Origin of the sequence: Streptomyces sp. R11, from assembly GCF_041051905.1 — a bacterium.
Classification (GTDB): Bacteria; Actinomycetota; Actinomycetes; order Streptomycetales; family Streptomycetaceae; genus Streptomyces.
On sequence record NZ_CP163432.1, the window covers coordinates 8,485,998 to 8,499,732 of the forward strand.

Here is a 13,735-nt window from a genome sequence, read left to right on the forward strand (position 1 = left end):
ACTACCGCGGCACGGGCGTCCAGCCGCCGACGAGTTCGCGATAGCGCGCCGAGCGCCGTACGAGCTCGTCGTGGGTGCCGTGCGCCGTGTCGCGGCCGTCCATCATCAGGACGCGGTCGGCACGGCGGGCCGAGCTGATGCGGTGCGCGACGACGACCAGAGTGCCGCCGGGGCGGGCCGCGAAGGCTTGCTCCGCGCGTTCCTCGGCCCGCGCGTCGAGGTGGCAGGTCGCCTCATCGAGGAGCGCGAGCGGGGCGTAGGACAGGTGGGCCCGGGTCAGCGCGATCAACTGCCGCTCGCCCGCGGACAGCGCCCCGGGGTCCACCCGGCCCTGCGGCCCGCCCAGCGCGTCGAGCAGCGGCGCCAGCCCGACCGCCTCGGCGGCGGCGAGCAGCTCCGCCTCGGAGACGGGGTCCGGCCGCAGCAGGGCGAGGTTCTCGGCGAGGGTGCCGGTGAACACGTACGCCTCCTGCGGAATGAGCACCCGTCGCGCGGCGGCCCCGGGTCCCGGCACTGCCTCCCCGCACACCCGGATGGTGCCGCACCGGGGCTCCATCAGCCCGGCCACCAGCGCCGTCAGCGTGGACTTCCCGATCCCGCTCGGCCCGACGACGGCCAAGTGGGAGCCGGCCGGGAGGGAGAGGTCGAGGTCGTCGATCACGGGGAGCGCGGTGGGGCCGTAGGCGAAGGTGACGGAGGTGAGGGTGAGGGCGGGGGGCCCGGGGGTGGTGGGGCGAGGGAGTTCTGTGGTCGGTCGCGGGGAGTCGGCGTGGTCCGGGGAGGGTGCGGGTGTGTCGGCGGGAGGTGGGGGCGGGGCCGGGCTGTCGTCGAGGTGAGTGGGCGATGCGGGCGGCCCGGTGGCCACGGGCGCCTCGGCTTGGCCGGCCGGCGCACCGGTGGTGCCGAGCGTGCCCCGGTCGGTCGCCGCTCGGGAGGCATCCGGCTTGCTCGGCGCACTGGCCGCGTCGGATGCGCCTGGCACGCCTGGCACGCCGAGCCGCCGGGCCCTGTCCGACCCGCTCTCCTCCGGCACCAGCCGCCGTATCACCACCGCCAGCCGTGAGCCGCTCGTGCCCAGGCCGTGGACCAGGTTGTGCAGGGCCGGGAGCAGGGACTGGGTGACATAGGCGAGGGCGCCGACCAGGGCGCCGGTGGTGACGCCGTGTCGCAGGAGCCACGGCGCGGTGGCCAGGAGCAGCACGATCGGGAGCTGTCCGCCGAGGGCGAGGGCGGCCACGCGGAGCACACCGAAGCGGGCGAGGGAACGGGCGGCCCGCTGCTCGGCGTCCACCAGGTCCCCGGCATCGGCGGCCATCCGCTCCTGAGCGCCGGCCGCCGTGATGTCCCGCAGACCGGGGCAGACGGCGCCGAGCCGGTCGGCCAGGGCCTCGTCGGCCGCGAGGAACACCTCCTGTCTGCGGGCCAGCGGACGCAGCGTCACCGCGAACAGGCCCACTCCCGCGGCCAGCGGCGGCAGCACGACGAGCAGCAGCAGCGGGGCCAGTGAGAACAGGCCGGCCAGCGCGCCGACCGCGGTGAACACGAACGACCGCGACACCATGACCAGCCCCGCGAAGGTGTCCCGCGCGATCTCCACCTGCTGGGTGAGCCGGGACAGCGCCCCGCGGTCCGCCTCCCGTACCCCGCGCTCCACGACCCGCGTCACGAGCCGGTCCCGCAGCGGTTCGACCAGCGCCGCGACGGCCCCGTACACGCGAGCCGTGCCGTACGCGCCGACGACGACCCCGAGACCGGCGACACCGAGCCACCCGAGCCCGACCTCCGTGCGGCCCCGGAGGAACCCGTCGTCCAGGGCGCGGGCCGGGGCGTACCCGATGAGGAAGCCCTGTCCCGTCTCCAGCACCGACCAGAGGGCGAGCCGTAGGAGGACGGGCCATCGGGCCCGCAGGAAGCGCAGCGCGCGCGGGTAGAGGCCACGGGTCACGCCGGTTCCTCCCCGGCGAATGCCGCCCGGTACTCCGCGATGTCCCACAGTTCCTGGTGCCGCCCGACCGCGCGCACCCGCCCGCCGTCCAGCCAGGCCACGGCGTCGGCCCTGGCCGCTGTCGCCGCACGGTGGGCGACCAGCAGGCGGGTGGCGGACGAGCCGCCGGTCAGGGCCTGGGTGATGCGGGCCTCCGTCACGGTGTCGAGGCTGGACAGCGCGTCGTCGAGGATCAGCAGGCGCCCGTCGTGGGCGAATGCCCGGGCGAGTCCGAGGCGTTGGGACTCGCCGCCGGAGCGCGGGGCGTCGGCAAGTGCCGTGCCGTAGCCGTGGGGCAGGCGGCGTATGAAGTCGTCCGCGTGGGCCGTGCGGGCAGCCTCCCGGATGCGGGTGGGGGAGGGGTCCGGCAGGCCCAGGCCGATCGCGTCCTCGACGGTGCCGCCCAGCAGGGCGGGGCGCTCGAAGGCGTAGGCGACGGCGCGGCGCAGGTCGTGGTGGGTCAGCTCCGTCAGTGGCACTCCGTCGAGCAGGACCTCGCCGTCGTCCGGGTCGGCCAGGCGCCCGGCGAGCGCGGCGAGCAGCGACTTGCCCGCGCCGGAACGCCCGACCACGGCCAGGGTGGTGCCGCCGGGGACGACCAGGTCGATCCCGGCCAGCACGGTGTGTCCGCCGCGCCGGGCGGTCACGCCGCGCAGTTCCAGGCGGCCGGGGCCGGGAGGCAGTCGGCGCACGCCATGGGCGGGGGCGGGCTCGGCGACGACCTCGCCGAGGCGTCCGGCCGCCGCCCGGGCGCGGGCGAGGCTCGCGAGCTGGGCGACCAGCACGCCGACGCCGGTCGCCAGTACCGCGTAACGGGAGGCGGCGAGCATCTCGCCGACGGACAGCCGGTGTTGGGTGAGCAGGACGCCGGCGACGGCCATGACACCGAGCTGCAGCAGCGGGGCCACGGTGACGGCCTGAGCGGCGGCCCGCCCCTGCACCCGCCACATCCGGTGCCCGGCACGGGAGAGTTCGGGCAGCGGCCGCAGGATCCGCGCCGTCTCCCGGTCCGTCGCACCCGCCGCGCGGATGGTGCGGTGGCCGTCGACGGCCTCGGCGAGCGCGGCGGCGATCCGGCCCTGTTCCTGCTGGTAGCGGCTCACACAGCGGGAGGTGTCGCGGGCGAAGGTCCGCAGCAGGGCGGCCAGTACCGGCGCCCCGGCGAGGAACACGGCCGCGAGCCACAGGTCGATCAGGCCGAGGGCGACGATGCCCCCGACCGGTCCGGCGAGCGCGGCGAGCAGTGCGGCACGGGCGGCCGGTGCGGTGCCGGCCTGCGCGGCGTTGCCGACGAGCCGTGCGACCAGGTCGCCGGACCCGAAGCGGGCGGTGGCCCGCGGGCCCACGGCCAGGACGTGACCGGTCAGCCGCCGCCGCAGCCAGGCGGTTGTCCGGGCGTCGACGGTGCCGACGAGGACGCTCTGGCATCCGTCGAGCAGGGCGAGCAGCAGTACTAGTCCGGCGCAGCACAGGACCCAGCTCGTCGCCGGCGCCCGGGCCAGCAGGAGGTCCAGGGTCCGCCCGAGGGCGGCGGGCAGCAGCAGCCCGGCCCCGGTCGCGGCCGTCGCCACCAGACACAGGGCTGCCGTGCGGGTCCCGCTGTGCCGGGTGGCCGCACGCAACAGGGCTCGGGAAGCGTCGTCGGCAGGAGTCGTCGTGCGCCTCATACGGCTGCGGCCTCACTCCCTCGTCCGGGCAAGGGCCCCGGGCGGCCCTCCCGTGAGGGAGGGAGACCGCCCGGGGCCGCGGTTGCGCGATGTCCGTCAGAGACAGAGCGTGATGCTGGCCTGGCTGGCGCACAGGAGGAGGCTGGCCACGCTGCCGCCGCCGGTGTACTCCTCGGTCTCCATCGTCTGCAGGTCGAGCAGTGCCATGTCGAGTCCTCTCATTGGTGGGGACGGGGTTGTGTCACGACTCCGTCAGGTGGCGGAGCCGCGTTCCGGGTGCCGCGTCGGCGGCGGGAGGAAGGGCAGGTGGGCCGGGGTGGCGCTCGCCGCGTCGGCGCCGAGGGCGGCTCCGAGCGCGAGCAGGCAGCCGGCCGTTCCGGTGCCCAGGTCCATGGAGAGCCGCATCATCTGGTGTCCGGGGAAGGCCAGTTGGCCCTGGTAGGACATCGCGTACCAGCCGAGCCCGGCGATCTGCCCGGCCAGCCGGTCCGCGTCCGCGCCCGGTGCCGTCGTACGGCTGAGGTGCAGGATCATCCCGGCACGTCCCTGGAAGAGGCCGGGCTGAGCGTAGAAACGTGAGGTGGCGGCGGTGAGGATGCCGGCGCGGGCCCGCTCGAGCGCGTCCGTGCCGACGCCGGAGTCCCGCGCGGTCCGTGCGGCCCCGCCGTCGCTGCCGGCGGCGTGCGCGAGGTAGTCGTCGACGACCATCCCCACGCCGACGCTCCCGTCGCCCAGATACGGCATGGTCCGCCAGCCCTCGTCGACCTCCAGCGAGCCGCCCTTCTGCTCCACGCAGCACGCCAGGTCCTGGCGCAGCGCCTCGCCGGCCGCGTCCAACAGTCGCCGGTCTCCGGTCCGTTCGTACTGGCGCAGCAGGAACAGCGCGGGTCCGCTCGCGCCCCGCAGCAGTCCGGCGCGCGGCCGGGCCCCGGACGGGGGCGGTGCGGTCAGCCGCTGTACGAGGATGTCCGCGGCCTCCGCCGCCCGCTCGCGCAGTTCCGGCTCGCCGGTGGTGTCGGCGAGCCCGCCGAGGACCAGCCCCAGCCCGGCCAGTCCGCCGCGCAGGTCGGAGGCGAGGCGCTGCCACCTCTCGCGCAGGACCGTGTCGATCAGGTCCAGGGCGCGCTGCCGGTGGCCGAGCATGTCGAGGACGTGGGCCACGCCCGCGAGACCGTCGTACAGGCCCAGCGCAGTGCCGACCGGTGGCGGGTCGGTGCGGTCCAGCAGCCAGCGTTCACCCTCGTCGTAGCGCTCGGCGCCGGTCGCGGCCAGGGCGTACAGCACGCCGGCCGCGCCATGGGCGAGGCCCAGCCCGCCGCCGTCGGAGAACTGGGCGACGTCGCCCGGGAAGAGCCGGTCCTCACGCTCCGGGGTGGCCGAGGCGAGCAGCGCCTTGACCATCGAATCGCGGCTGTAGGGCCAGTCGCCGGGTTCCACGAAGGACGCGGAGCGGGCGCGGGCCGTGTGCGCTGCACGCTCGGGACCGGCCACGTCACGGCAGATCTCGGCGACCGCCTCGTCCAGGAACTCCCGCGGCACGTCAGGGAACTGACTTGCGATCACGTCCGCCAGGTGCGCCGCCTTGTCGCGGTCCACCACGAACAACGAGGTGATCGGCAGGAACATCGCCAGCCTCAGGCAGGCCAGGGCATAGCGGTCGACGTCCACGCCCCTGCGGTCGGCCGGGGCCAGGAAGCCGGGGTGGGCGACGACCTGGCGGCCGTTCTCGCCGACCGGGGCCGCGGCCTCGAAGTCGAGCAGGGACACCGACTCCTCGTCGGGGGCGACCATGATGTTGAAGACGTGCAGGTCGTTGAAGACGATCCCGCGCCCGTGCACGGTGTCCACCGCACGCTCGACGGCGCGGTGGATGCGCAGGGCCCAGGCCGTGTAGTCGGCCACGGCGCCCGGCTCGGGGTCCGGGCCGATCAGCGGGTGTCGTTCGGCGAAGAAGGAGTTGAGGGGGCGCCCCGCCACGAAGTCGATGACCAGGAAGCGGTGATCGCCGAGCAGGAACCAGTCGCGCACCTCGGGAACCACACCGGTCCCCGCCAGCTGCTCGAGCGCCTGCCGCTCCCGCTCCAGCCGGGTCACGGCGTCCGCGCCGTCCGCGGCGAGGCCGGCGTGCGGGCGGCCCTCCTTGAGGACCACCTTGCGTCCGTCCCGCGTGTCGGTGCCCGTGTACACCCCGCCGCCGTTGGAGAAGTGCAGCGCCTTCTCGATGCGGTACGGCAACTCGCCGACCGTCGTGGTGTTGCGGGCCGCCAGCTGCGGCGCGAGGAACTCGGGCAGCGTCACCCACTCCGGCACCTGGAAGGACGGCGCCCGCCGGTCCGGCACCAACCGGCCCTCCCCGTCCCGCACCGCCGGCACCAGCGAACCGCGGTCGTCGACCACGAAGAGGCGCGCGAAGGCGCCGTAGCGGACGTACAGCGGACCGTCGTCCCACCGCAGATCGGTGAGGATGTACGGCCCCTCGAACCCCTCCAGCAGCCGGCCCAACTCGCGCAGCACCGTGTGGAGCTGCTGCTCGTCGGCCGGGTAGACGGTGACGAACTTGCCGCTGGAGTCGCGTCCCGCGTACTTGGCGTTGCGCAGATGCAGCAGCTGCGGGCCGGGCACGAACTTGAACGGGATGCCCCTCGGCACGCAGTAGTCCCACACGATCCGCGCGATCTGCTCCGCGTTCGCCAGGGTGGCCGAGGCATGGATCTTCCAGCCCTGCGCCGGGCCCGGCAGCGGGGCGCCGTCCGGGCCGAGCGGCGTCAGCATCAGCCAGTCGCCGATCCGTGCCGCCGTCCAGTTGTCGGGGACCTCGTCGCGCGCCGCCTCGTACAGACGCGCGGCGCCCTGCGCGCCCGCGGACAGCCGGTCCGGCGTCTCGTAGAAGTGCCTGTCGGCGAGCGCGTACACCTCGTAGCGCTTGTCCATGCGTCCCCCCTCGGCAGGTCCGGCACCGAGACTTCCAGCGATGCAACGGCTACGGACAGTCACGACTGTCACGAGATCACCGTGCGGAACGCATGCGTAAAGACATGTTCGGGGCCTTTCGAGCACCGGAATCCCGCCCGCTTCACGGAACGCGCCACAGGGGCTGCGCAGGTGTCTGATAAGCGCTGTAATGGCGGACGTGGTCGGTGAGGGCGCCGCGGAACGCGGAACGAGAAGGCTTCGTGCCGAAGTTGCCCTCAAGACGGTCGCCGCCGATCCGGACTCACCGGACCGACTGCGCCGCGTGCTCGAGCAGGCGCTCGTCTTCGGCGGAGCGACACTCGCCGCCGTGTACGCGCCGGGCGAGGACGAGGACCTGCTGTGCCTGGTCGAGTCCGCCGGTGTGCCGAGGACCTTCTACGGACTGCGCGACAGCTACCCGCGCTCCGGCCGGTCCGCGGTGGCCGGCGCGCTGCGCAGCGGAGACGCACGGTGGCTGGGCCCGGCGGAACTGGCCGCGCGAACGGAGTCCCGACGGGCACCCGGCCCGGACTTCTTCCTGGCGGCCCTGCCGACCCACGGCGACGAGGGCGACGGCTGTCTGCTGGCCGTGAGCGAGCGCCCCGGCGGCTTCGACTCCGACGACCGGGAGTGCCTGGAGCTGATCGCCGAGGCCGTCGCCTTCCCCGCCCTGCCCGCGGCGACGGACGGGGGCGAGCTGCCGGCCAACGCGTTCAGCCTCGCCATGGACACCGGCCGCGTCGAGGTCGGCGACGACATCCTGGCGCTGTTCGGACTCGGCCCGGACGAGTTCGACGGCAAGGTCGAGACCCTGCTGGGGCTGACCGTCCCGGAGGACCTGCCGTCCCTGATGTCCGTCGTCGAGGCCGACCACACGGCGCTCGGCGACCGCGACCTGGAGTTCCGGGTCCTTCAGCCCACCGGCCCGCCCAGATGGCTCAGGCTGCGCGGCCGCCTGCTGCCCGGCGGCGAGGGACTCCCGGCCCGCATCGTCGGCACCGTGGCCGACGCCTCCACCCTGCGCGCCGAGGTCACCGACGTCGCCCGCGTCCAGCGCCTCGCCGCCGCGCTCGCCACCGCGGGCACCGTCCGCGACGTCAGTCACGCCGTCGTCACGGCCCTGCGCAAGCCGCTGCGCGCCGACCGCATCGCCCTCGCCGAGCTGGAGAGCGACCGCCTTGTCGTCACCGTCCTCGACCCGCCCGACCCCGAGTCCTGGCCGGAGCTGTGGCGCGTGGAGTGGCGTACCGAATGGCCCGACGCGCCCGTGCGCGCCATGCCCACCCTCGCCGCCGCCCTGCGCGAGGGCCGCGCCCAGATCTGGCCCGCCGGCAGCCTGCTGGAACCGGCCCTCGCCGACGTCGGCCCCGGCGGCCTGGCCGTCCTGCCGCTGCCCGCCGGGGGCCGGATGGTCGGCGCCTGCCTGATCGGCTGGGACGCCCCGCACGACTTCGGCCCTGACGAGCGCGCCCTGCTCACCGCCTCCGCCGGCCTCGCCGGCCAGGCCCTGCTGCGCGCCCACGCCTTCGACGCCGAGCACGAACTCGTCGGCATGCTCCAGCGCCAGCTGCTGCCGCGCCGGCTGCCCCGGCTGCCCGGCGCGGAGGCCGTCGCCCGGTATCTACCGACCACGGCCGGACTGGAGGTCGGCGGCGACTGGTACGACGTGATCCCGCTGCCCGACAACCACGTGGCCCTGGTCATCGGCGACGTCCAGGGCCACAGCGCGGCCGCCGCCACCCTCATGGGCCAGATGCGCACCGCGCTGCGCGCCTACGCCGCCGAGGGGCACCCCCCGGACGTCGTCGTCGACCACGCCAACCGCCTCCTCATGGACATGGAGACCGACCTCTTCGCCACCTGCTGCTACGTCGACGTCGACCTGGAGGAGGGCTCCGCCTGGTGCGTGCGCGCCGGTCACCCCCCGCCGGTGCTGCGCCACCCGGACGGCAGCACGGAGATCGCCGAGGCCGAGGGCGGCCCGCCGCTCGGCGTGGTGCGGCAGGCCGGCTTCCCGATGAGCCCGCTCGGGCTGCAGCCCGGCACGGTGGTCGCCCTGACCACCGACGGCCTCGTCGAGTCCGCCGACTCCGACATCGACACCGGCATGGCCCGGCTCGCCCTGGACCTCGCCCGCTCCGACCCCGCCCACCTAGGCCTCGTCGCCGACACCCTGCTCGAGGGCGCCCGCCGCAGCGACGACATCGCGCTGCTTTTGATGCGCTACGACGGCATGGCCGTACGGCCCCTGCGCGAGAGCTGGACCGTCTGGCGCGTCCCGCAGGCCGTCGGCCACGCCCGCCGCTTCACCCGGCGCACCCTGCGCGCCTGGGGGGTGCCGCCGCAGGACATGGACGCCGTCCTGCTCGTCGTCTCCGAACTCGTCACCAACGCCCTCGTGCACACCGACGGCCGGGTCCGCCTCGACCTCACCTTCGTCAACCACCGGTTGCGCGTGGCCGTCGCCGACTCCTCGCCGCGCACACCGGTCAAACCGACCAGCATCAGCTGGGAGGCCACCGGCGGGCGCGGCATCCTCCTGGTCGAGGCCATGGCGGCGACTTGGGGAACGGTGCCGGTCAGTGGCGGAAAACAGGTGTGGAGCGAGATCGTCCTGGGCGGCTGAGACCGCGCTCCGGTGAACGATCGGTGGCGTGGAAGTTGCGAGCGAGCCAATCCCGGCACCATCAAATTGGCCGAATCGGGGCTAAGGTGAACCGATGAAGGCTCTCGTGCTGTCCGGTGGCGCCGGTACGCGCCTGAGGCCGATCACGCACACTTCGGCCAAACAACTAGTCCCAGTGGCGAACAAGGCCGTGCTCTTCTACGGGCTGGAATCCATCGCCGCGGCCGGGATCACCGAGGTCGGTGTGATCGTCGGTGACACCGCCGCGGAGATCCAGGACGCCGTCGGAGACGGTTCCAAGTTCGGTCTGGAGATCACCTACATTCCCCAGGAACGGCCCCTGGGACTGGCCCACGCCGTGCTCATCGCCCGTGACTACCTCGGCGACGACGACTTCGTGATGTACCTCGGCGACAACTTCATCGTCGGTGGAATCGCCGGTCTCGTCGACGAGTTCCGCAGCAACCGCCCCGACGCCCAGATCCTGCTCACCCGCGTCCAGGACCCGCGCTCCTTCGGCGTCGCCGAACTCGACGACGCGGGCCAGGTCGTCGGCCTGGAGGAGAAACCGGAGCACCCCAAGAGCGACCTCGCCCTGGTCGGCGTCTATCTCTTCACCCCGGTGATCCACGACGCGGTCCGCGCCATCACACCGTCCTGGCGCGGCGAGTTGGAGATCACCCACGCCATCCAGCACCTGATCGACGCCCGCGCCGACGTGCGCTGCACGGTCATCAAGGGCTACTGGAAGGACACCGGGAACGTCGCCGACATGCTGGAGGTGAACCGGACCGTCCTGGAGGGCCTCACGCGCCGCATCGACGGGGACGTCGACGACGCCTCGGAGACCGTCGGACGCGTGGTCGTCGAGGAGGGGGCACGCATATTCAACTCGCGCATCGTCGGCCCCGCCGTCGTCGGCGCCGGCACCGTCGTCGAGGACTCCTACGTCGGCCCCTTCACCTCCATCGCACAGAACTGCCGTATCAGCGACAGCGAGTTGGAGTTCTCCATCGTGCTGCGGGACTCCTCGATCCGGGGAGTGGGCCGGATCGAGTCCTCGCTCATCGGCCGGCACGTCGAGGTCACCCCCGCGCCCAGCGTCCCCAGCGCCCACCGCCTCGTCCTCGGAGACCACAGCAAGGTGCAGATCCACACATGAACCTTCTCGTCACCGGCGCCGCCGGCTTCATCGGCTCCACCTACGTCCGCACGCTGCTCGCCCGCGACGCACCCGACGCGCCCGAGGCGCCGCGGATCACGGTGCTGGACAAGCTGACGTACGCCGGCACCCTGGACAACCTCGAACTCGACCACCCCCGGCTGGAGTTCGTGCAGTGCGACATCCGGGACGCCGAACTGGTCGACAAGCTGATGGCCGAGGCCGACCAGGTCGTGCACTTCGCCGCCGAGTCCCACGTGGACCGCTCGATCACCGGCGCCGGCGACTTCGTCCTCACCAACGTGGTCGGCACCCAGACCCTGCTGGACGCGGCCCTGCGCTACGGCGTCGCACCCTTCGTGCACGTTTCGACGGACGAGGTCTACGGCTCGGTGGCGACGGGTTCCGCCACGGAGGAGGACCCGCTGCGGCCCAGCTCGCCGTACTCCGCCTCCAAGGCCTCCTCCGACCTGCTGGCGCTCGCCTACCACCGCACCCACGGCCTGGACGTCCGCGTCACCCGCTGCTCGAACAACTACGGCCCGCACCAGTTCCCCGAGAAGGTCGTCCCGCTGTTCATCACCAACCTCCTCGACGGCGAGCGGGTACCCCTGTACGGCGAGGGCCTCAACGTCCGCGACTGGCTGCACGTCGACGACCACTGCCACGGCGTCGACCTCGTCCGCACCAAGGGCCGCCCCGGCGAGGTCTACAACATCGGCGGCGGCACCGAGTTGAGCAACAAGGACCTCACCGCCCTGCTCCTCGAGGCCTGCGGCGCCGACTGGGACCGGGTGGAGCACGTCGAGGACCGCAAGGGCCACGACCTGCGCTACTCCGTCGACTGGACCAAGGCTCGCACCGAACTCGGCTACCGGCCCCGCCACGACTTCGCATCGGGCCTCGCCGGCACCGTCGCCTGGTACCGCGACCACCGCGCCTGGTGGGAACCCCTCAAGCGCCGCGTCGGCGAGGAGCACGGATGAGGTGGCTGGTCACCGGAGCGGGCGGCATGCTCGGCCGCGACCTGGTCGAGGAACTGCGCACCCGCGACGAGCAGGTGACCGGCCTCGACCACCCTGCCCTCGACATCACCGCCCCCGGCGCCGTCGACCGTGCCCTCGCCGCACACCGCCCCGACGTGGTCGTCAACTGCGCCGCCTACACCGCCGTCGATGATGCCGAACAGGACGAGGAACGCGCCCTGCACGTCAACGGCGACGGCCCGCGCCTCCTCGCCCGGGCCTGCGCCGCGTACGAGGCCGGCCTGATTCAGGTCTCCACCGACTACGTCTTCGCCGGAGACGCCCGCACCCCCTATGCCGAGGACGCGGCACCCGCCCCCCGCACCGCCTACGGTCGCACCAAGCTGGCAGGTGAGCGGGCCGTACTGGACGAACTCCCGGACGCGAGCGCCGTCGTGCGCATCGCGTGGCTCTACGGCGTCCACGGCCGCAACTTCGTGCGGACGATGATGGAACTCGAGGCCCGCCGGGACACCGTGGGCGTCGTGGACGACCAGCGCGGCCAACCGACGTGGAGCGCCGACGTCGCCGCGACGATCGCCGACCTCGGCCCGCGTGTCGGCCGTGACATGACCGGGGTCCTGCACGCCACCAACTCCGGCGAGGCCACCTGGTACGACCTGGCCCGCGAGGTGTTCCGGCTCCTCGGCGCCGACCCCGACCGGGTGCGCCCCGTCACCAGCGAGGCCTTCCCCCGGCCCGCGCCCCGCCCCGCGTACAGCGTCCTCGCGCACGGCCGTCGGCAGCGGCTCGGCCTCGCGCGAGCGCGCGACTGGCGCACCGCCCTGCACGAAGCACTGCCCCGGATCCGCAAGGAGACCCTTCGTGAAACGCCATGAGTTCCTGCGGGAACTGCACAAGGTCAGCGGCAACCGCAACTACCTGGAGATCGGTGTCAACGACGGCCGCAGCCTGAGGCTCTCCCGCGTGCCCACCATCGCCGTCGATCCCGCCTTCAAGGTCGTCACGGAAATCCGCTGCGACGTCCACCTGGTCAAGGCCACCAGCGACGACTTCTTCGCCCGCGACAACCCGCTCGTCCACCTCAGGGGCGGCCGCCATCCGGTGCGGAACCTGCGCCGCGGCCGCAAGCCGTTCGGGTACTGGCGGCGTACCGTCCTCGACCTGTCGTTCATCGACGGCATGCACCTGTTCGAGTACGCGCTGCGGGACTTCATGAACATCGAGCGGCACTCCGACTGGACCAGCGTGATCGTCTTCGACGACATGCTGCCGCGCAACGTCGACGAGGCGGCGCGCGACCGGCACACCGGGGCGTGGACCGGCGACGTGTACAAGATCGCCGAGATTCTCGGGCGGTACCGGCCCGATCTGGTGACCGTCCTGGTCGACACCCAGCCCACCGGGCAGCTCGTCGTCTTCGGGGCCGATCCCAGGAACACGGTGCTGCGGGACCGGTACGACGAGATCGTCGCCGAGTACGAGGTGCCCGATCCGCAGAAGGTGCCCGAGGCCATCCTGGACCGGGCGTCGGCGGTGGCTCCGGAGGTGCTGCTCGGGGCGGGTTTCTGGCGGTCGCTGGCGCGGGCTCGCAGGCTCGGTGTGCGGCGTGGGCGGGCGTGGGTGCCGTTGCGGGCTGCGGTTGCGGGGGTAGCCTCCGGCGGTTGAGCGGTAGCGCCGGGTTCTGCAGTCGCATGTCTGCGGGCACGTCGTGGCTGGTCGCGCAGTTCCCCGCGCCCGTCAGGGCGTTGCCGGGCCGCCTGCGGTGCGGAGCCGGGCGTAGTGGGCGGTGCAGTCCCCGTACGACGGGAGCAGGCCCGCCTCCCGTGCCTCCGACAGTGAGGGCGCCTGTGCGTCCTTGGGGGACAGCACCGGTGGGATGTCCTCGGGCCAGGCGATGGCCAGGTCCGGGTCCAGCGGGTGCACCCCGTGTTCGCGCTCGGGGGCGTACCCGGTCGAGCACAGGTAGACCACCGTGGCGTCGTCGGTGAGTGCCATGAAGGCGTGGCCGAGGCCTTCCGCGAGGAACAGGGCGTGTCGGCTGTCGTCGTCGAGGCGCAGGGCCTCCCAGCGGCCGAAGGTGGGGGAGCCGAGGCGGATGTCGACGACCACGTCGAGGACGGCGCCGCGCACACAGGTGACGTACTTGGCCTGACCGGGCGGCACGTCCGAGAAGTGCACGCCCCGCAGTACGCCCCAACGGGAGACGGAGCAGTTGGCCTGCGCCAGGGACAGGTCGTGGCCGGTTGCCTCGCGGAACTCCGCGCCTCGGTACCACTCGTGGAAACTGCCCCGGTCGTCCGGGAAGACCTTGGGTTCCAGCGCCCAGGCGCCTTCGATGCCGAGCGATCGCATGTC

The 13,735-nt window shown here is 73.5% G+C and carries 10 protein-coding genes; 5 read left to right on the forward strand and 5 right to left on the reverse strand.

The window, feature by feature from the left end; genetic code table 11:
• Position 1: 1 nt before the first annotated feature.
• From AB5J55_RS39270 to lanKC, 4 genes are all read right to left on the reverse strand, one after another.
• Positions 2-1,945: an ATP-binding cassette domain-containing protein gene (locus AB5J55_RS39270; protein ID WP_369275206.1), complete on the reverse strand. Its 1,944-nt coding sequence runs from the start codon at positions 1,943-1,945 to the stop codon at positions 2-4.
• Positions 1,942-3,651 carry an ABC transporter ATP-binding protein gene (locus tag AB5J55_RS39275; protein WP_369275207.1) on the reverse strand — a complete coding sequence of 570 codons (1,710 nt, stop codon included), beginning with the start codon at positions 3,649-3,651 and terminating at the stop codon, positions 1,942-1,944. Before AB5J55_RS39275 ends, AB5J55_RS39270 begins: the two co-directional genes overlap by 4 nt.
• Positions 3,652-3,747: 96 nt before the next feature.
• Positions 3,748-3,858, reverse strand: a complete 111-nt coding sequence (locus AB5J55_RS39280; protein ID WP_048578973.1) for a SapB/AmfS family lanthipeptide — start codon at positions 3,856-3,858, stop codon at positions 3,748-3,750.
• A gap of 45 nt (positions 3,859-3,903) precedes the next feature.
• Positions 3,904-6,582, reverse strand: a complete 2,679-nt coding sequence (gene lanKC, locus AB5J55_RS39285; RefSeq protein ID WP_369275208.1) for a class III lanthionine synthetase LanKC — start codon at positions 6,580-6,582, stop codon at positions 3,904-3,906.
• 190 nt (positions 6,583-6,772) lie between these two features.
• Between lanKC and AB5J55_RS39290 the strand changes: the two genes are divergently transcribed.
• The 5 genes from AB5J55_RS39290 to AB5J55_RS39310 all read left to right on the forward strand — a co-directional run bounded on the left by AB5J55_RS39290 (position 6,773) and on the right by AB5J55_RS39310 (position 13,045).
• Positions 6,773-9,229: a SpoIIE family protein phosphatase gene (locus tag AB5J55_RS39290; protein WP_369275209.1), complete on the forward strand. Its 2,457-nt coding sequence runs from the start codon at positions 6,773-6,775 to the stop codon at positions 9,227-9,229.
• A gap of 94 nt (positions 9,230-9,323) precedes the next feature.
• Positions 9,324-10,391, forward strand: coding sequence for a glucose-1-phosphate thymidylyltransferase (locus AB5J55_RS39295; protein ID WP_369275210.1), 1,068 nt, complete (start codon positions 9,324-9,326; stop codon positions 10,389-10,391).
• Positions 10,388-11,377, forward strand: coding sequence for a dTDP-glucose 4,6-dehydratase (rfbB, locus tag AB5J55_RS39300; RefSeq protein ID WP_369275211.1), 990 nt, complete (start codon positions 10,388-10,390; stop codon positions 11,375-11,377). Before AB5J55_RS39295 ends, rfbB begins: the two co-directional genes overlap by 4 nt.
• On the forward strand, positions 11,374-12,255 hold the full coding sequence (gene rfbD, locus AB5J55_RS39305; protein ID WP_369275212.1) for a dTDP-4-dehydrorhamnose reductase: 882 nt from the start codon (positions 11,374-11,376) through the stop codon (positions 12,253-12,255). The genes rfbB and rfbD overlap by 4 nt, the downstream gene beginning before the upstream one ends.
• Positions 12,242-13,045 carry a class I SAM-dependent methyltransferase gene (locus tag AB5J55_RS39310; protein WP_369275213.1) on the forward strand — a complete coding sequence of 268 codons (804 nt, stop codon included), beginning with the start codon at positions 12,242-12,244 and terminating at the stop codon, positions 13,043-13,045. Before rfbD ends, AB5J55_RS39310 begins: the two co-directional genes overlap by 14 nt.
• Before the next feature lie 72 nt (positions 13,046-13,117).
• Here AB5J55_RS39310 and rfbC read toward each other — a convergent pair whose 3' ends face one another.
• Positions 13,118-13,732, reverse strand: coding sequence for a dTDP-4-dehydrorhamnose 3,5-epimerase (rfbC, locus tag AB5J55_RS39315; RefSeq protein ID WP_369275214.1), 615 nt, complete (start codon positions 13,730-13,732; stop codon positions 13,118-13,120).
• Between the last annotated feature and the right edge of the window lie 3 nt (positions 13,733-13,735).